The organism is Paenibacillus sp. 1001270B_150601_E10, assembly GCF_015558675.1.
Lineage (GTDB): Bacteria > Bacillota > Bacilli > Paenibacillales > Paenibacillaceae > Paenibacillus_B.
In genome coordinates, this window is the sequence record NZ_JADMOL010000001.1 from 435540 (window position 1) to 455591 (window position 20052).

The window sequence follows — 20052 nt, forward strand, 5'->3', positions numbered from 1 at the left end:
TCCTTGGAGGGATCATTAGCATGGAACCATTGTGGAAATCTGCGTTAGATGATATTGTGTCCAAAACGAAAGCGAACATTGCTAGATTCGGTACTCAATTCCCGCATGTGAGTAAAGATGACAAGTATTTATTGAATGATAATACAGACTGGACCGATGGTTTCTGGAGCGGCATCCTTTGGCTTTGCTACGAGTATACAAAGGATCCTATTTTCTCCGATGCTGCAAAGCATACAGTCGATAGCTTCCGTGAGCGTCTGCAGCATAAGCGTGTACTTGAACATCATGATATTGGCTTCTTGTATTCATTGTCCGCAAAGGCACAATGGATGATTGAACAAGATGAAGAAGCAAGAAAGCTCGCTATCGAAGCTGCAAATGTGCTGTTCGATCGTTGGAGAGATTCGGGTCAATACATTCAAGCATGGGGACCTCAAGGAGACCCTCTGAACGGCGGACGCATCATTATCGATTGCCTGATGAACCTTCCGCTCCTATATTGGGCAAGCGAGCAGACGGGAGATTCAAAGTACGCAGCCATTGCCCACAAGCATGCGGAATTAAGCCGACGCTACCTCGTACGGGGTGATGATTCCTCATATCACACCTTTGTATTTGATGAACAAACGGGGGCTCCAATCGGAGGCTCCACCCACCAAGGCTATACTAACGGCTCAACATGGACGAGAGGCCAAGCATGGGGCGTGTACGGATTTGCCCTCTCCTACCGCTACACGAAGCAGGAATCATTCTTAGAGACATCTAGAAGATTGGCCTTATACTTTATTGATCATCTCCCAGAGGATCAGGTCGCCTATTGGGACTTTGACGCACCAATCGAAGCCAACACACCGCGGGACAGCTCAGCTTCTGCTATCGTGGCAGCAGGGCTTCAGGAACTGCTTGAGCACCTCCCTCAGGATCATGAAGACCGGGAGAAGCTAACTGATGCCCTGCATCAAATGACAAACGCTTTGATCGTTAACTACTCGACGATGAATGAGCCTCAAGCGGAAGGACTTCTCAAGCACGGCTCTTACTCGGTGCAGCACGATAACAGCCCTGATGATTATATGATTTGGGGAGATTATTACTATACCGAGGCGCTGATGCGGCTTGTAACGGGAACTACGGGATACTGGTACGAACGCCAAGCGGACAGCAAGCCTATTAAGGCATTGTGATTAGCAGTGACTAAAAATAGTAGCGAAACTTCATTCGCTTATATCTGCTCGTCGTCCATGATTTAGATCGGATGACACACAAAGAAACCCGCAGGCTTAAGCTTGCGGGTCTTCTATGTGCACCGTGTGTGTGGACAGAACTTGATGCTGCTTGCGATAGCCTGTAGGTGAATCACCGAAAGTGCGTTTGAACATTTTTGAAAAGTATAAGGCATCAGCGTAACCCACAGAGGAAGAGATCTGCTCGATTGATAATTGCGTCGTTAGAAGCAGTGTGCGCGCACGTTCCATCCGAAGTCGGATCAGCAGTTGAATGGGTGATTCACCTGTCAGTTCATGAAACATCTTAGAAAAATACGTGCGGTGGTAGCCGTACTGCTGTGCCAAGCTCTCGATTGATATAGGACTGTAATAACGTAAAGTAATATAGCGAACCGCCTGCTCAATCTGGCGTTCAATCTCAGTGCGAACCTCCGGTGTGCTTACCCGCTCATGCTCATGCGCCTTGCTGTACTCTGCTAAGGCAATTCTTACATATCCTTCTGCCTCAAGGTCACCAGAGAACCCTCCTTGCTGAAGTGCAGTTTGAACACGCTCAAACAGTCTATTCAGCCTGTGGTAAGAGGTTAGACGAACGATAGGACAATGCGGTCCAACTCCGCTATCTGCTAGCAGCTTCTCTGCGTGAGAGCCTCTTAATGCGATCCATCGATACGCCCAAGGATCCACCTCATCCGAAGCATAGGTTGCGAGTTCTCCCGGAAAGATAAAGAAGCTGTCCCCTTCTTTTAGCTTATATACGGTATCCCGCATATGAAGCTCGCCTTTGCCCGATTGCACATAGTGAATCAATATATAATCGAGTACATTCGGCCCAACAACGTGCGCCTTATCCGTCTGCGATTGACCGCTAAACAATACGGTAAGCTCGCCTTTACTAGGTAACTCATTCATAACGATCGTAAGTGTTTCTGACAACAGCACACGCCCCCTTAAGCGCTTACAACGAACCAACATAATACAATTGTACATGGAAATGAGTAAAAACACTACAGGAATCCATATGATGATTAGAGCATGATTGGAACATAAAAAAGCTATGCAGAATAGGCATCTGCATAGCTCTATTTGTCATGATTATTCGTATCAAAGCTTACTTATTAGAATATACCTGCCAGATTCGCATTCTTCTAATAATCACCTATAGCTTAACAAAATGTTCGCTCCGAACGAACGATTGATCATGCATGCTTCTCTTGCATCGTTTTCTTTTGGGCTTGTTTATGTTTAATCACAAGTCCAGCAGCCACAACAGCGATAACCATAATGACTTCAAATGAATATTTGATGGTTGGGTTGACGAAGAAATCGGACAAGAACTTTTCCTTAACAAACATCTTTGCAGCCGTCCATCCTAATACACCGGCGCCAATCGTGATGATAATCGGGAAACGCTCGATTAGCTTCAGCACCATCGTACTTCCCCACACCACGATCGGAACACTTATGGCAAGACCCATCACAACGAGCAGATAATCATGCTGTGCAGCACCTGCTACAGCCAGGACATTGTCGAGTCCCATGGCTGCATCTGCAATAATGATCGTACGGATCGCAGCAAATATACTTGTAGATGACTTCACTTCATGTTCTTTCTCATCTGTCATCAGCTTAAGCGCGATATAAATCAACATGAGTCCGCCAACGAGCAGCAAGCCAGGGATATTAAGCAATGTCACGACAGCCATCGTTGCAAGAACACGGATGATCACCGCACCGATGGTCCCCCAAACAATAACCTTCTTCTGATCTTCCTTCCTGAGATTGCGGGCAGCAAGACCAATCACAATGGCATTGTCACCGGCAAGGACCAAGTCAATCATGACGATTGAGAGCAGCGTCGTCCAAAACTCCAGCGTAAAGATTTCCATAAAAACCGCCTCCAACATCAACTAGTTACATGTAGCATGCACAAACTTCACAAGTTAAACAACGAGTATCCCATTATTTAAATATGGAGAATGTCAGCCATATCAATAAAAAAATGCCGTCTCCCTTAAGGTTACGGCACTAAAAAGAGACCTCCCCCATGGTGGGCAAAGGTCTCGCAAACAACGTAAGTACGTTGCCGATAAAGCCGAGGATTGCGCCCGCAATTCCCGTCATGACGACTTTACCGAACTGCTACTCCCCTATTAGGAATAGTATAAGTTGTACTGATGTAGTACATCATAACACGTGTTATCTATAATTGACAAACCTTTTTTTGGAACTAAAATACTGCAATTCAAGCTATATTGATCTCTCGATTCATTATGGTTATGATATCCATAAGAAGGAGGTAGGAAATCTCATGGACACTCGTTCATATGAACTAGCAACTTTTGCAGGAGGCTGCTTCTGGTGTATGGTTACCCCATTCGAAGAGCTTCCAGGCATTCAATCGATTGTATCAGGATATATTGGTGGTCATACCGAGAATCCCACTTATAAAGAGGTATGCTCCGAAACGACCGGTCATGCTGAAGCAGTGCAAATTACCTTTGACCCTGCCGTTTTTCCATATCGCAAACTGTTAGAGCTCTTCTGGCAGCAAATCGATCCTACCGATGAAGGCGGACAATTCTATGATCGCGGCAGCTCCTACCGATCTGCAATCTTCTATCATTCAGAGGAGCAGCGCCGCGAGGCTGAAGCATCCAAGCAGGAGCTTGAAGCAAGCGGGCGATTTGACAAGCCTATCGCTACTGAGATTGTTCCTGCAACAACCTTTTATCCGGCTGAGGAATACCATCAGGATTACCATCATAAAAATCCTGCACACTATAAGCGCTATCGCTCTGCTTCCGGCCGAGATGCCTTTACGAAGAAATATTGGGGTGTGCCCGCTCAAGAGAAGAGCAGCTTGAAGGACAAACTTACGCCCATTCAATATCAGGTGACACAGCAAAATGGAACCGAGCGTCCCTTCCAAAATGAATTCTGGGATCATAACGAGGAAGGCATCTACGTCGATATCGTCTCAGGAGAACCGTTATTCAGCTCAAGGGATAAATACGACGCCGGCTGCGGATGGCCAAGCTTCACTCGTCCGTTAAGCAGCTATCATATTGAGGAGAAGCTCGATACTACCCACGGCATGGTTAGAGTAGAGGTACGAAGCAAGATAGGAGATTCGCATCTTGGCCATGTTTTTGACGATGGTCCAGGCCCGAATGGACTGCGATACTGCATTAACTCTGCTGCCCTGCGCTTTATTCCAGATTCGCAGCTTGAAGAAGAAGGATACGGTGAGTACAAAATCCTTTTCAAAGAGTAAGCACTTAAAAACGAATTCTTCCAGCGATGTGCTATACCTTCTGTCAAGCCTTTATGACGACAAGCTTAGTGAAGAAGTCCGTAATGGTTAAACAAGCTGCTTGTTCGATGCAACTTGCTAACAATAAAAGCCCCCCTCATACGGGGGACTGACCCCCGTTTATGAGACGGGATCAAAACACCTTTCAAGTTAAGCAGCCAGTCGTCGGTATTCAACCGGCGATTGGTTATTTAGTTTCGTTTGAATTCGAATTGAGTTATAGTAGTGAATGTAGTCTCGAACGGTCTGTTCAACGATTGCTGTCGTTGCGCAAGTTATACCTTCGAGGTAGAACGTTTCAGACTTTAGCGTGGAATGAAACGATTCGATGGGGGCATTATCAGCGGGCGTACCCTTACGGGACATACTCATGGTAATGCCTTTTCCTTTTACAGCCTCTTGATAGGCCTGTGACGTATAGACACTGCCCTGATCGCTGTGGAGCATCGCACCTTTTGTGATAGGCAGCTGATTCAGTGTATCTAGAACAAATGTTGCGTCTTGTTTATCTGCTATACTGTACGCTACGATCTCCCCGTTAAACAAGTCTAAAATGCTAGACAGATACAATGTTTTCCCACCAAACGGCAAATAAGTGATATCCGTTACGAGTTTTTGCATCGGTGCATTGGCTTGGAATTGACGTTTTAACTGATGTTCCGCTACATGTGTTGGTTGCCCTGTTAGCCTGCGTTTCTTCATCCTAACTCGACACTGCAGCCCCTCACGTTGCATGATTCGCTGCACACGTTTGTGATGGCTAGGTTGCTCTTTTTGAAGCAGCGCAGTAATCTTGCGGTAGCCGTAACGGAATTTATGCTGGGTGCAAAGTTGACGAATTTTCTCGGTGAGCAGATCTTCTTGCTGTGTGGCGAAGGCTGCTTTCCAGCGATAGTATGTTGAACGAGTAATCCCTAACCATTCACAAGCTTGATTTACGGATACTTCTCCTCGTATAGATTCCATCCAGACCACTACAGCCTCTGGCGACACCTCCTCTCCAATTCCTTGTACTTTTTTAAAACTTCTAACTGTTGTCTCAGGAACCGATTTTCCGCTTTTACTTTTTCCAGTTCTGAAGTATATTCTGGACCTTTTCCATAGCTATACTGTTTACCAACAGGTTGTTCTAGACGATGGAGATCGCCCTCTCGATACCATTTTATCCAGACCTTTAACTGTGTTACATTTCGTATGCCGAGCTTGTCCATGACCTGTTGTCTTGGAACACCTGCCAATCTCATTTTAATCGCCTGCATCTTCACTTCCAGTGGGTAGCTTACTTTCTTTGCCAACGTAAAAACACCTCCAAGGTTATCTCCATATCTTACGACATGGGTTCACTCTCTTGAAGGTGTTTTGATTTGTCTCACTTTAGGGGGTCAGTCCCGGTCAGTCCCCAATGAGGGGGGCTTGTTCTTTGCTTCTTAGGAGTATTACGCCTTGGACGATGCTCTATTGAATAGATAAAGCAGCATTAAGGTAACGGTAATATAAGCGATCAACACTGGAATAACAAGCATGGTAAACCAATACGGAGAAATAAGAGCTACTCCCAGCATGAGCAGCATAATCACCATCATGATGGTAAACGCGATCGCCCGTTTGCGTGCTTGTGTGACAATTTGGTCCTCGCCCTTCTTCTCTGCCCAAGCCGAAAGTCCTTTGCACAGAAGCCACACCAGCCATATACTAAAGGCCGTTGTAATAATGGAGCTTATTAAAGAGCTCCATGCAAGCACCGAAGGTTCCAATGCAGTTGCAAGAAGCGGTGAAATCAGATCATAGATACTCAGAACAAGCAAGATAGGCATCCACTTCTTCACGGTTGCAAAGTGGATGGACGTATCTGATAATAAGAACGCACCTCTGTAAATAAGTAAAAAGCCAACGATGTCAGGCAATACATCGAAGCCAAAGGGGGAAAAGTCAATGAAAAATAGGATCCCCCATGAAATGAGTTGAAATCCTCTCTTTGCAGTCACGCTTTCTGATCTTCCTCTCTGTCCAATTTATGTTCCAAATCGGAGTAAATGCCGATTGTTAGAACGCTTGATATGTACATTGTACGACACGAATCTACAACAGTATACATGGAAGCAAACATTCAAGGCAACTTCCTCGCACATCTCATTTCCAGTATTCGGAATCAGGAAGGGAGTGCTGGAAATTTACTTTTCAAGTATAATAGGATAGAACATACATAGGATCATGCATGTGATATTCCATACCATAGATACCGCAAACTAGCAGGAGGAAGGTTAGATATGAGTAACATCAAGATTTTTTCAGATAGTACAAGCGACTTGCCTAAATCTATACTTGAACAGCACGATATTAGTTTAGTTCCGCTATATGTAACATTTGGCGAACAGGATTATCGAGACGGTGTTGACATCAACACAAAGCTACTATACGAAAAGGTGGACGAGCTTGGCGTACTACCAAAGACTGCTGCCCCTTCTCCTGGAGATTTTGCAACAGCATTTGAGCCTTTTGTACAAGAGGGACGTGACATCATCTACATCGGACTCTCCTCTCACCTGTCTTCAACGATTCAAAACGCGCAGCTTGCAGCTAATATGCTGGAGGATAAGCCGGGTACCATTACCGTTATTGACTCCTTGAATCTGTCCACTGGAATTGGACAGCAGGTTTTCAGAGCAGCTCAGCTGGCAGAGCAGGGGCACGATGTTCCGTACATCGTCCGTCATCTTGAAGAAATGAGAAAGCATATCGAGACGGAATTTATTATTGATACATTGGACTACTTATACAAAGGCGGCCGCTGCAGCGGTCTTCAAAATATAATCGGTACCCTGCTTCGAATCCGTCCCGTTATCAAGGTAATCGACGGGAAGATGACACCGACGAATCGTGTTCGCGGCAAGCGCGAGAAAGCCCTGGAACAGCTTCTTAATAATGCTTTAGCCTTGAAGGATCAGATGGACAATGATACCATCTTTGTCACACATTCCTTTTCGGAGGAAGATGCGACTTACGTGCAAGAGCAGCTTAAGGCAAAGACTCAAGCAAAGAATGTCATTCTTTCGGATACAGGTTGTGTCATTTCAAGCCATTGCGGTACCAATACCATCGGTATTGTGTTTGCTAAATCGTTCTAAGCAGCACAGAATTATTTGCTAATCTACTATGATAAAAGCGCTACTATCCTACAGCTATGGCTGAATGGAAAGTGGCGCTTTTTATGAGTGTAGGTTCCTTCTATGACATGTTCCGCATTTCTTTTTTGACTAGCAGCCGCGCTCTATTTTACTCGCAAGAGTCGGTGCGAATATCCAGCAGCACCCAGCAAGCACCATCATAATAAGACCAGGTGAGCCTGCTGCAAGTATCAGTCCTGCCACCTGCTCATCGAATTCTGAAAAAACGGTACATCTACATGATCTATATGATACACAAAATCCCATATACAGGTAAAAGATTCATTTTCAGATTCGTATTATTCCTTTAAGGGGAATTGCGCTATCCGCTTTGCCGGTATTCGAATGTCAACGGAAGTTCCCATGCCCAGTTTACTGTGGATCGTGACGCCATAGGAAGCGCCATATTGCAGCTTAATCCGCTGGTCTACGTTTCGTATGCCATATCCAGCATTCACATGTTCCTTCGGGTGGAAGATCTGATCGATCCGATCCTGCGTCATTCCAATGCCATCATCAATAATACGGAACAGTATATCCTCATTATCTTTTCTGGCGACAATCCTTAGATGGATTCGATCCCCACACCATGCATGCTCCAGCACATTTTCTATAAATGGCTGAAGTACTAGTTTCACCGTTTCATAGGGCCAAATATCAGGATGTATATCAAACATGACATCCATACGGTCGCCATATTTAATTTTCTGAATCTCAAGATATGCATTAGCCTGTTCGACCTCCGTGCGCACAGGAATCATGGTACGGCCCTCGTTTAGCGTCAAGCGATAGAACTTCGCAAGCTCGAGCACCATGCGCTGCAATTTCTCGGTCTCTCCAAACTTCGCTAGCCGGTTGATGGATGACAGCGTATTGTATAGGAAATGCGGGTTAATCTGCGACTGCAGAATCTCAAGCTCCGCTTCCTTTTTCTGAATCTGAGTCAAGTAGACTTCCTCAATCAATGCGCCTATATTCTCACCGACATCATTTAGTGCAGTTGCGATCTGTGCAAATTCATCCTTCCCGCGATATGTAAAGCGCTTGCTCAAATCTCCTTCTCTAAAGGCTTTCAGCACCGATACGATCTTGGTTACCCTTTTAGAGAAATAGCGGGAGATAAAGATGCCTAAAAACGTAAACACAATAAAGCAGATCAGACAGACCATAAACGTAAATAGCCGAACTTTTAATGTATCCTGATTGATGATGGTCATCGGGACATAGGCTTCCAGCTGCCAAGGCATATCCGTAATCTTTTCCTGAATGGTCAGGTAGTAACCGCTATCATGATTGGATACAAGGTTTGTCGTACGCTCACCCGAATGGTAAATGACTTTTCCTTTATCATCCTTAAGCATGAGCACGCTGCCTTTGCCTATCGTTTGATAGTCAATACTTTGAAAGAGCTCTGACTTCATCGCGCTAATTCGTATAAAGCCGATCTCCTCCAAGTTAAGCGGATTATGATTATCCACCAGCCTGCGAAGAAGGGAGATTCGATTGAAAGAAGCATCCTTCTCCACTTCCATCCACTTCAGCGTCTGTCCATAAACTTCTTTGGGATAGCTCAAATACCATTTCTTCTCCTTGATTCGGGACAGATGATACATATTGTAATTACGGCCAATGGTATCCGGATGTTCTGACTCATAAATGTCATAATAGCGTTCACTGATGCTGTTGTTCTCTAAATAGATCGACATCCAAATATTTTGACCCGTTGCATTCAACGCCGCACTGAACTTCGGCATAATGATATTGGTCGTGCGATCGTAGGTCTCAAAGCCCTCGCTTTGAATGCGGAGCTGCCTTGCGAGAGACGAATCGTTATATAGCATATCTGAGATCCGCTTAACATCTTGCAGCTTATAATTCACGTTATCTGAGATTTGCTTCAACGTACTGCGCAGGTTCATTTCCGTCTGCTTGCGAATAGAATCCACATACATCGAATGGGAGACATACCCGATAAGCAGAACTGGAATGATGATAAAAATAAAATAGCTGAGCATCAGCTTGAAGCCAACAGGGATATACCTTGTTTTCTTGCTTCCCCCTACCTCCATCATGGAACCTCCGCTCTAGTCTTTCTTGCGATACTCCATTGGTGTCATCCCGTACGTTTCTTTGAACTGTCTGCTGAAGTAAGGCAGATAGCGGTAGCCTACTTGATTCGCAACTTCATAGATTTTTAATGTGGGGTCTTTAAGCAGCTCTCCCGCCCGCTCCATACGCATTTGAATAAGCATTTCACTAAAAGTCTTGCCTACTTCATCCTTGAATAACGTCCCCAAATAGTTCGGTGAAAAGGAGAATTGATGTGCGATATCCTTGAGCGTAATATTCTCATGCAGCTGCTCACGCACAACCTTTAGAATCTCGCGAATTAATGGACTGTTTTTCGTATTGGACTTTTGATTAAGCTTCTCTGATATTTCGAATATTTTCCGTACTAGCCAAGAGCGAATATCTTGAACCGTCTCAAATTGATGCAGGATGTCAAGATTCTGAAGCTCCAATCCGATTAATTCGAACAAGTTTTCTTCAATGGATTGAAGATATTGATCCAGCTTCATCACAATCGTAACAGCCAGATTATAGATGGTGAATTTGGACTGAAGCGTGAGCACGGATTGGAATAGATTATCGATCTCATCATGTATGCGAACAAGCTCATAGCTCGACATGGCGGAAAAAAGAGCCTCCAAGCGCTGATCGAGCGTACGTGCGTCTTCCATCTCTGGAGCTCGTCGAACTTCATCGTAGGCAATGACGCTTCCCTTCCCCCAGAACATTTTGCTGTCCACAGCTTCAAGCGCCTGCTTGTAGGACAAATGCAAATAATCGAGGCTTTGTACAGCTGTTCCCATCCCAATTGTCATCGAGAATGGATAAGTTTGCTGTAAGCGCTTATACATTTGGTCCAAACAATCCTTACAGCACGCGTCCTTAATCAGCAGCGCAAGCCGATGACGTGACAGCTTCACTCCATGCTCCGTCCCGTGCTGACGAGCGAGCGTTATCATTTCATTAAAAAATTGCCCCATGCTTTCAGGAAAGCTTTGCCCTTCACTTTGATGAAGCTTCATCGCAATATCATCCAGTTCCATGATCACGACGCGAATAGGCCAGCTTAGATCAGAAAGGCCGTAAGAAGAAGCAAGCTTGACGATGTCTTGATCTCTTCCCATATTGAATTCGCCTTCGAAAAGTCTCAGCATGAGTTCATTCTTTGCCATTGGAATCAACTGCTTATAGTTCTCTTCTTCTTCCTTTCGCCGATGCAGTATGTCGAGCTCTGCCTTTACTTTCTTCAAGGACTCGATCAATTCCTCATCCTCCATCGGCTTCAATACATAGCTGCAGGCATTCATCGAGAGCGCTTGCTTCACGTAGCTGAACTCTTGGTATCCGCTTACAAAGATAATCCGCATATCCTGTTTTTTTTCAAGGGCACGCCGCGCAAGCTCTAGCCCTGACATATTGGGCATATGTACATCCGTTACGAGAATATCAACGTCTTCCTTCTCTAATACCTCACAGCCAGCAAATCCATTGCCAACGGCTCCTACGATCTCCATACCAAGCTGATTCCAGGGAATAAATTGCTTCATCCCTTCCAGATCCAAGTTCTCATCATCAGCCAACAACACTTTATACATCTAACGAGCCACCCCTTAGACTTGTGGTTACCTCAATGATCCTAGCTTTTTATAAAAGGTATGTTTTAAGTATAGTCTGATAGTCTTATTTTTTCTACAAATCTTTGTATAAAGAAACATATGCTTTGCGGAAAAGCTACACCTCTCTTTACCTTTTTTACAATTCAAATTATGCTATAACTGCATACATATTTCCATGTTTATTTTTATAAATTGTTCTTATACTTCGAACCGCTTCACGCATGAAAAGAGAGCCGTGCATGCTCACGGCTCTCTTTTCTCTATTTCATTAGTCAAATGAACAATAATCCGTCATAACGTGCACCTTAACCTGCTCAAGCTTAAGCGGCTGAGAAGCCTCACGATCTCGCGGAGTAAATGTCACCCTGTAAGGGATGCCTGGGATAAGGTCAAAATAGTTGTCGCTCATATAGCCCTCTGTCTCATGCTCCAGCCATACATACTTAGCCAGTACATTTGTCGTGAGTTCGAATTCAATCCCATTCGATCCTTCAACTTCTCGGATGGTAATTGAAGGAGGAGCAAGCTTCAACTTGGTCGCAGGCAGCATATAATGCTCTTTGCAGTCTATCACGCTGCCGCCTGCCAGGAGTTTCGCAACGAATACTACCCGTGTTGGATCGACATCTTCCATCTGCTCATAATCTATCGAGTATACTTTGGTTGAGGTGTTGGCGGCTTGATTGATTGGAATCGACTCATGCTTCAAGCGATTGCCATTAAAATCGAACAGGTTCCATTCCAATTCACCTTCGAATGGCTCCAATAAGTCAGAGACAATATAGAAATCCGCGCGTGCCCCGCTTGTCCCATCAATGGATAGCATAACGTCCTTAAAGCCTTTCTTGGCAAAAAACTGCATCGCCTTCCAGCGTCCATAATAGTCTACGCCTGACCATGAAGCAACTGGCCAGCAATCATTAAGCTGCCAATACAGCGTTCCCATGCAGTATGGACGGCTTCGTCTGTGCGCTTCGATGGCAGACTTCATCGCTTCGGCTTGCATAATTTGACTCATATAGATGAAACCATAAAAGTCATTCGGGAGTCGCAAATATTTTTCCATATAGGCTCTCATCTTGTCATTGCCTGAGCCTGTCTTCTGGTGAGCCTTCATCACTTCACTCATGAGATCCATGTCGGATTCTTGTGCGTAGGCTTGCACGGTTTTGAGCTCCGGGAATGATTGAAACCCATACTCGCTCATAAATCGCCCTATTGTTACGTTATAGTTTTCAATCGGCTCCAGCGCATGCCATACGCCCCAATAGTGCATATCTCCTCTTGTGGATGAATACTGCGCATGCTGCGTTGCATCACCCGTAAGCTCTTCCATCGGTGATGAAGCCCAATAATCAATACCTGGAGCGTAAGCCGCAACAGCTTCAGGCAGGATGCGATGAAAAAGTTCTTCGTAGGCTTGCCACAGCTCTTTACGCTGCTCTAGTGTATACTCCTGCTTCCATCCACCCCAGCCCAGCTTCTCGTCATAATTCGCCCATGCCACGTCAATCTCATTATTGCCGCACCAGAGCGCTATGCAAGCATGGTTGCGGAGCCGCTTCACATTATATTCGGCTTCCTTCTTCACATTGTGAAGGAAGGCTTCATCTCCCGGGTACATGCTGCACGCAAATAGGAAGTCTTGCCATACCAGAATACCCTGCTGGTCGCAAAGGTCATAGAATATATCAGGCTCATAGATGCCCCCGCCCCACACTCGCAGCATATTCATATTTGAGTCGACCGCCGTCTGAATCTCATAGGTGTATCGCTCATCGGTAATCTCAGGCAGGAAGCTGTCATTAGGAATATGATTCGCTCCCTTTGCAAACACCGGAACACCGTTAAGTTCAAAATAGAACGATTTCCCTTTATCATCCGCTTCACGAACCAATCGAATCCGGCGCAAACCTACTTTCACTCTCTTCTCAGCTTGTAAGGTCTCATTACTTAACCACTCTGCAGTAAAGGTATATTGGTGCGCTTCTCCTAGTCCTCTGCTCCACCATAGCTTCGGATGATGGATAACCAACTCTTGTGAACGCGCGTTCACACCAGGCAATAAAGAAGCCTGAGCGAGCCACTCTTCCTCGCCATTCGATATTCTAATCGTTCCTTCGGATGCCTGTTCGCATTCAATCTCGACATGTGCAACAAGCTTTGCCTGGTCTTGCGATACTTCCACCTGTTCAATAAACAGATCGTGGATTCTGCTGTTTGCCCATCCTTGAATGTACACATCTCGCCAAATCCCGCTCGTTACGAAGCGCGGTCCCCAGTCCCATCCATAGTGATAAGGTGCCTTGCGCGCATACACGCTTACGCGATCTTCTCCTAATCCTCCTAGCTCTGATTGATCGTTTGCAGCAGGAAGATTATAGCCTCTCTCTTTCACCTTCGGTAAATCCTCCTGGATCGGAGAGCGGAATCGGATATGGATGACATTATTCGCAGCTTGCAAGTATGGCTTTACATCAACTGTCCATCTCAGGAACATATTATCCGTGGAACATACGTGCTGACCATTGATTGAGATGTCCGTATACGTATCAAGCCCTTCAAAAACGAGCTCGAGGTTAGGCATTGCCAGCATCGCTTCCTCTACATCAAACTTAGCCTCATATTCCCAATCTTTCTTATCAATCCATTGAAGGGTGTGCTCATGAAGACCTTCAAATGGCTCCTCGATCTGTCCATTGCGAAGCAAATCCGTATGAACGGTTCCAGGTACTGTCGCAGGCATCCATTCTAGTTCCTCACATGCTTTGAATCTCCAATCGGTAATCAGCTTCTTCTGACTATGCATAGCATCCTCCCTACTCCATGTAAGCGTAAAAGTGTCATCTTCTATAGTACCTAATTCCTGTCCAAATAGAAACCGGGATGAGCGAAAAAATGCCCATCCCGATTGATTATGCCAGTTGTTATTGACCAGCAATTTTCTTTTTGTTTTCTTGCCATCTTTGAGTCTTGAAGTCAAGCAGCTTTTGATATCCTGCGTCCATAGAATCTTTCTCTGCTTTTTGGAGAATCGCTTCAACATCTGCATCGGACTTCGCATAGATTGCTGCTGCACGTGCTTGAAGATAGATCTCATCAACACGCTTCGCAATGATACCTTCATCTGTATTAGGCACAGGGTTTAGGTTAATAAATTCTGTAGCATTGGACTGCGTTTTCCATGTAACATCATTTTGCCACTTCGTTACCCAGTTGCGCTGCTCTTCTGGGAGCGTTGCGTCATAGTCAGCTTTTGTACGGTCTGCAAATACCGTGTTACCTACCCATGCAAAGTTCGTGGATACGCCTTGATACTCAAGCAGGCCAGCAGCATCTTTGACATATTCTTCCGTGAAGTTTGGTGTAATACCGTCTTCTTTCAGACCTTTCCAGTACTTGCCTTCAGGTCCCCAGAAGTTGATTGTTTGACCTTCTGGACCTGTATACCAATCCAAGAATGCGAAGATCGCTTCAGGATCTTTCGCTGCTTTAGTAATAACCGCTACGTTCCAACCCAATGTTGTATACGTACCCGGGAAGATCTTGCTCTTATCCAAGCCTTCTTTGTGAATTGGCCATACCATAAAGTAGCCAGCGTCTGGATCGTTCTTCACAAGCTCAGGATGCGCCTTTTGTGCGATATCCGTAGGGCTTGCGCCAGCATATACAGCAACATTACCAGTCATAACAGTCTCTGTAATTTGGTCAAGCGTTTGTGTAAACGCATCTTGTGTGATGAGCTTCTCACGGAATAGCTTCGAAGTATATTTCATCGCTTCGACGAACTGAGGATCGGAATAGATCGAAGTCAGCTTGTCGCCGTTAGGAACTGCGCGCATACCAGGGAATTTATGATCATTCTCTTTGAATGCGGAGTACAAGACGTCAATACCTTGACCGTCATTTGCCAATCCTGGTTGATAAGGAATAACCTTAGGGAATTTCTCTTTTACAAGCTTTAAGTAGTTGTAAAGATCATCCGTAGTTTCAAGCTTTGGAGATCCAAGATCCTTATAGATCTTGCTATTAATGACATAGCCTGCGTTACCGTTAGGCTGGTTCGTATACCAGTTCGGGAATCCATACAAGTGGCCGTCTTCAGCACGAAGAATGTTAATGCCTGCATCGCCGAGCCATTGTTTCAGATTCGGATATTTTTCAACGTATTCATCGAGTGCTACCAGCATTCCTGCCTCACGAAGTCTTTCAAAATCCGCAGCACGGTCCAGCCAAATGACATCAGGAAGGCTGTTAGTTGCGATCATCGTATTGAGCTTCGCTGCAGGGTCGCTACCTGCGCTAATCGACTTAACTGTTACCTTCTTGTTGTCTTGAATCCACTTCGTACCTACGTCTCCTCCCCACGGTGGCATGGTATACCAGCCATAGTGGCCGTAGAGCGTGAATTCAAGCGGATCTTTGCCGAGCTCATACAAATTGGATCCTTCTTCTCCTGACTTCTCCTCTTGTTTTGTATTTTCCTTCGTTGTCGTGTTGCCAGTGGAAGAGGTACCGCTATTGCTGCCTGAACAAGCTGCTAGGAATGAAGCCGTCATTAGGATCGTGATGAGCGTTAGAAATAATGACTTTTTAAACTTCATCTAGATTAAACCCCTCTCATGATTTATATATGGCTAAAAGCAAAATGCTTTGAACCCTTGTTCAGACGTACACGCATTGGTCCCCAATCGACTCAATACGGTACTACATGATGAAAGAGACTACTCTTTCAAAGAACCAACCAATACCCCTTTAACAAAGTACTTCTGCACGAATGGATACACGCATATAATCGGTATGGTTGCGACCATCATCGTGGCCATCGTTAAAGATCGGCTGGTGACACTCTTCATCGCACTGATACGTGCCTGAGATGCAGAGTCAATATTTGCCGTCTGCTCAGATACGATATTAGAATCTAGAATTTGACGCAAAATGGTCTGAATCGGCAGCAAATTCTCATTCGATACATAGATCGAAGGCGCAAACCAGTCATTCCAGTGGGCAATCGCGGTAAACAAGGACAATGTCGCGATGACTGGTCCGGACAGTGGGATAACAATTCGGAAGAAAGTCCCCCAGTTCCCGCAGCCGTCCATCTTTGCCGATTCCTCCAGACCCGCTGGTAAGCCGCGGAAGAAGGTGCGGAAGATGATCATATTCCACACACTGATCAAACCAGGAATAATGTATACCCAGAATGTATTTACCAAGCCAAGTCCGCGAATCAGAAAGAACGTAGGGATAAGTCCGCCACCGAAGTACATGGTGATGATGCACATAATCATGTAATACTTTTTGCCGATCAGATCGGCCTTGGACATCCCGTATGCGAAGGTAGCTGTACAAAGAATAGCGCCGAACGTTCCGACGATCGTTCTCAACACAGATATGAGAAAGCCTCTCATCAGTCTTTCATCTTTAAATACAACCGAATAATTCTCGAAGGTAAATTCACGTGGCCAGAATGTGATGCCTCCCATGGAAGTATCGGTTCCCTGATTGAATGAAATAACCAAACCATTCCAGAATGGATAGAACGTTGAGAAGCCAAGCAAGATTAGGAATGAATATATGAAGATAATCATGATACGATCCCCAGTTCCAAGGCGAGTCACATCTATCCCTCCTTCCGTATAGTATCGTTTCTTACCATAAGCTGTTGCCAGATCTTCGAGCAATCGTATTGGCAATGGTCAACAGAATAACCCCAATAATGGATTTGAATAATCCAACGGCTGCACCATACGAGTATCGGTAATCCTGCAAGCCCACCCTATACACAAAGGTATCGATGACATCAGACACAGGTCGTATAATTGGGTTTTTCGCGAGCAGCAAGATATCCTCGAAGCCTGCATTCAACAAGTTACCGATGGCAAGAATCATAAAGATGGATACTACCGGCATAATGCATGGAAGCGTAATCAAGTAAATTTGTCTAAATCGGCTTGCACCGTCCATGGAAGCGGCTTCATAAAGGTGAGGGTCGATGCCTGCAATGGCTGCTAAATATACAATGGATCCAAATCCAATTTCTTTCCAAACATTAGTCGTGATGAGAATGCCCCAGAAGTATTCGGGTATAGACAGGAAGTTAATTGGTTCATCAATGAGGTTTAAAGATTCTAGGAGTATATTGACGCTGCCGCTTTCTGTGGATAGAAGTGAGATGACAAATCCGGCAACGATAACCCAAGACAGGAAGTGAGGTAAGTAGCTGACTGTTTGTATAATGCGCTTGAAGAACATTCGATTGACTTCGTTAAGCATGAGAGCGAGTATGATCGGGGCTGGAAAGCCAATACAGAATTTGAGAAGTGAGATGACTAAGGTGTTGCGCATCACGTTAAAAAACGCTGGGTCTTGGAAAAACATTTCGAACTGCTTAAAGCCTACCCAAGGACTTTCAAAATATCCTTTAAAAATATCGTACTCCTGGAAGGCCATAATCACACCGTACATCGGAATGTAGTTGAAGACAAAGATGAAGGCTAACGCAGGAAGCACCATGAGTTGAATATCGATCTGTTGAAAGAATCGCTTGATCAGCGGTTTCTCCTTTGACTTTGGCAGATGTTCATTCTCTAGTGAGACTTGTGCCATGTCGTTCCTCCTTTATATGCACATTCTATTCAGTTTAATCGTGATAACTTTAAAGCGGACCACATCCTCCTACCCAGGACCTACTCAATCTTCGTTGTACAGTATCCAGAGCTGTTATTTTCTGTATCTACTATACAATTATCATAAACATGAAGCGCTAACATGGGAATATGCTCAAACAACGAAAAGTTATACTATTCAACGATACAAGGTCCAATCTTCATATTTTTTTAATATCGAATGTTTCTTTTATTTTTACAAAAAACGTCCGAAATCTGACAAGGATCGTCAAACCCCGGACATGATCATACTCTATTCGCCCGCAATCTTCTTCTTATTAGCATGCCAGCGATCCGTCTTATAATCAAGCAGTTTCTGATAATCGGCAGCCATGGACTGCTGTTCAGCCTCCTTCAGGATCCCTTCGACTTCTGAATCTGAATGGGCATAGATCGCTTTAGCGCGCGCCTGCAGATAGATCTCGTCAATTCGCTTGGCGATAACGCCTAGATCTGAGTTTGGTATTGGAGTAAGATTAATAAACTCTGTCGCATTGCTTTGCGTCTTCCACGTAATATCATGCTGCCATTTCGTTGTCCAGTTGCGTTTTTCCTCCGGCAGCGTAGCATCGAAGTCTGCTTTTGTCACATCGGCATAGACCGTATTACCAACCCACATTAGCTTGCTTGAGACCCCTTGATATTTTAAGAGCTCCTCCGCGTCGTTAATGTACGCATCTGTGAAGATTGGCGTGATGCCATCCTCCTTAAGCCCTTTCCAATACTGGCCCTCAGGGCCCCAGAAGTTGATTCGATGCCCCTCCGGCCCCGTATACCAATCGAGGAAGGCAAAGATTGCCTCAGGATCCTTCGCGGCCTTTGTAATCACAGCCACATTCCAACCAAGCGTCGTGTAGGTGCCTGGAAAGATCTTGTTCTTATCGAGCCCAGCTTTATGAACAGGCCATATCATAAAATATCCTGCATCAGGATCTTGCTTGGTCATCTCCGCATGAGCGTTAGAGGCGATATCCGTAGGGCTGGCGCCTGCAAAGACCGCTACATTTCCGGACATTACCGTCTCCGTAATCTGATCCAACGTTTGGGTAAAGGCGTCTTGAGAGATCAGCTTTTCTCTAAACAGCTTGGATGTGTACTTCATGGCTTCGACGAATGCTGGGTCCGAATAAATGGAGGTCAGCTTTTCTCCCACAGGAACCGCTCTCATTCCAGGAAACTTATGATCATTCTCTTTAAAAGCGGAGTACAATACATCAATTCCTTGTCCGTCATTCGCGAGCCCCGGCTGATAAGGAATAACTTTCGGATATTTTTCGCGCACAAGCTTTAAATAGTTGTACAGATCATCTGTTGTTTCAATTTTTGGTGAACCAAGCTCCTTATAGATCTTGCTGTTAATGACATAGCCCGCATTGCCATTCGGTTGTTTCGTATACCAGTTTGGAAACCCATATAAGTGTCCATCCTCAGCTCGAAGAATGTTAATGCCTTCGTCTCCCAACCATTGCTTTAGATTCGGATATTTGTCGACATACTCATCCAATGGAACGAGCAAATTTGCTTCACGAAGCCTCTCAAAATCAGCAGCACGATCCAACCAGATCACGTCAGGCAAACTATTAGTCGCAATCATCGTATTGAGCTTCGCTGCCGGATCATTGCCTGCACTGATCGCCTTTACCGTAACCTTTTTGTTATCCTGGATCCATTTCGAACCCTCGTCAGCTCCCCAAGCAGGCATGGAATAAGAATTGTAATGTCCATATAATGTAAATTCTAGTTGATCTTTACCCAACTCGTATAAGCCATTGCTATTTCTTACTGTAGGCTCTTTCTCCTTGTCCCTATTCGTGGTGGATGGAGTGTTCGTCGTCGTGCCGCTGTCTGAACAGGCTGCTAGAAATGAAGCTGTCAGTAACATCGTGATGATCATCAGAAATAATGATCGTTTAAACTTCATCTGATTAGCCCCTTTCATCATAGATATGGTAAAAAGCAAGCCGCTTTATACCCGTGGTCAATAAAACAAAT

14 protein-coding genes are annotated in these 20052 nt (G+C 45.0%); 3 read left to right on the forward strand and 11 right to left on the reverse strand.

Annotated elements, in window-relative coordinates:
* Positions 1-20 precede the first annotated feature (20 nt).
* Positions 21-1184 (forward strand): glycoside hydrolase family 88 protein, encoded by a 1164-nt coding sequence (locus I2H74_RS02180; RefSeq protein WP_195571255.1) that lies wholly within the window; start codon positions 21-23, stop codon positions 1182-1184.
* A gap of 96 nt (positions 1185-1280) precedes the next feature.
* Here I2H74_RS02180 and I2H74_RS02185 read toward each other — a convergent pair whose 3' ends face one another.
* Together I2H74_RS02185 and I2H74_RS02190 are read right to left on the reverse strand one after the other, a co-directional pair.
* Entirely contained in the window at positions 1281-2162 is an 882-nt protein-coding gene (locus I2H74_RS02185; RefSeq protein WP_195571256.1) for an AraC family transcriptional regulator, read from the reverse strand.
* 263 nt (positions 2163-2425) lie between these two features.
* Complete coding sequence (locus I2H74_RS02190) at positions 2426-3115, reverse strand: TerC family protein (RefSeq protein ID WP_195571258.1); 690 nt, start codon at positions 3113-3115, stop codon at positions 2426-2428.
* 422 nt (positions 3116-3537) lie between these two features.
* Here I2H74_RS02190 and msrA point away from each other — a divergent pair, with 422 nt between their 5' ends.
* Complete coding sequence (msrA, locus tag I2H74_RS02195) at positions 3538-4503, forward strand: peptide-methionine (S)-S-oxide reductase MsrA (protein ID WP_195571260.1); 966 nt, start codon at positions 3538-3540, stop codon at positions 4501-4503.
* A 189-nt stretch (positions 4504-4692) separates the two neighbouring features.
* Here the strand turns inward: msrA and I2H74_RS02200 are convergent.
* Both I2H74_RS02200 and I2H74_RS02205 read right to left on the reverse strand, forming a co-directional pair.
* A protein-coding gene (locus I2H74_RS02200) for an IS3 family transposase (RefSeq protein WP_195571261.1) occupies positions 4693-5837 on the reverse strand; the annotation gives its coding sequence in 2 pieces (ribosomal slippage) (positions 4693-5564 and positions 5564-5837; 1146 coding nt in all).
* A gap of 141 nt (positions 5838-5978) precedes the next feature.
* Entirely contained in the window at positions 5979-6527 is a 549-nt protein-coding gene (locus tag I2H74_RS02205) for a hypothetical protein (protein WP_195571263.1), read from the reverse strand.
* A gap of 282 nt (positions 6528-6809) precedes the next feature.
* Here I2H74_RS02205 and I2H74_RS02210 point away from each other — a divergent pair, with 282 nt between their 5' ends.
* On the forward strand, positions 6810-7667 hold the full coding sequence (locus I2H74_RS02210) for a DegV family protein (RefSeq protein WP_195571265.1): 858 nt from the start codon (positions 6810-6812) through the stop codon (positions 7665-7667).
* A gap of 338 nt (positions 7668-8005) precedes the next feature.
* Here the strand turns inward: I2H74_RS02210 and I2H74_RS02215 are convergent, their stop codons facing one another.
* The 7 genes from I2H74_RS02215 to I2H74_RS02245 all read right to left on the reverse strand — a co-directional run bounded on the left by I2H74_RS02215 (position 8006) and on the right by I2H74_RS02245 (position 19981).
* On the reverse strand, positions 8006-9778 hold the full coding sequence (locus I2H74_RS02215) for a sensor histidine kinase (protein ID WP_229106291.1): 1773 nt from the start codon (positions 9776-9778) through the stop codon (positions 8006-8008).
* 12 nt (positions 9779-9790) lie between these two features.
* Positions 9791-11371 (reverse strand): response regulator, encoded by a 1581-nt coding sequence (locus I2H74_RS02220; RefSeq protein ID WP_195571267.1) that lies wholly within the window; start codon positions 11369-11371, stop codon positions 9791-9793.
* Positions 11372-11660: 289 nt separating this feature from the next.
* Positions 11661-14201, reverse strand: a complete 2541-nt coding sequence (locus I2H74_RS02225) for a beta-mannosidase (RefSeq protein ID WP_195571269.1) — start codon at positions 14199-14201, stop codon at positions 11661-11663.
* A gap of 118 nt (positions 14202-14319) precedes the next feature.
* Positions 14320-15996, reverse strand: coding sequence for an extracellular solute-binding protein (locus tag I2H74_RS02230; RefSeq protein ID WP_195571271.1), 1677 nt, complete (start codon positions 15994-15996; stop codon positions 14320-14322).
* A 120-nt stretch (positions 15997-16116) separates the two neighbouring features.
* A complete protein-coding gene (locus I2H74_RS02235; protein ID WP_420707405.1) occupies positions 16117-17013 on the reverse strand; it encodes a carbohydrate ABC transporter permease in 897 nt (298 codons plus the stop codon).
* 31 nt (positions 17014-17044) lie between these two features.
* Entirely contained in the window at positions 17045-18001 is a 957-nt protein-coding gene (locus tag I2H74_RS02240) for an ABC transporter permease (RefSeq protein WP_195571273.1), read from the reverse strand.
* 312 nt (positions 18002-18313) lie between these two features.
* Positions 18314-19981, reverse strand: coding sequence for an extracellular solute-binding protein (locus tag I2H74_RS02245; RefSeq protein WP_195571275.1), 1668 nt, complete (start codon positions 19979-19981; stop codon positions 18314-18316).
* Positions 19982-20052: the final 71 nt, after the last annotated feature.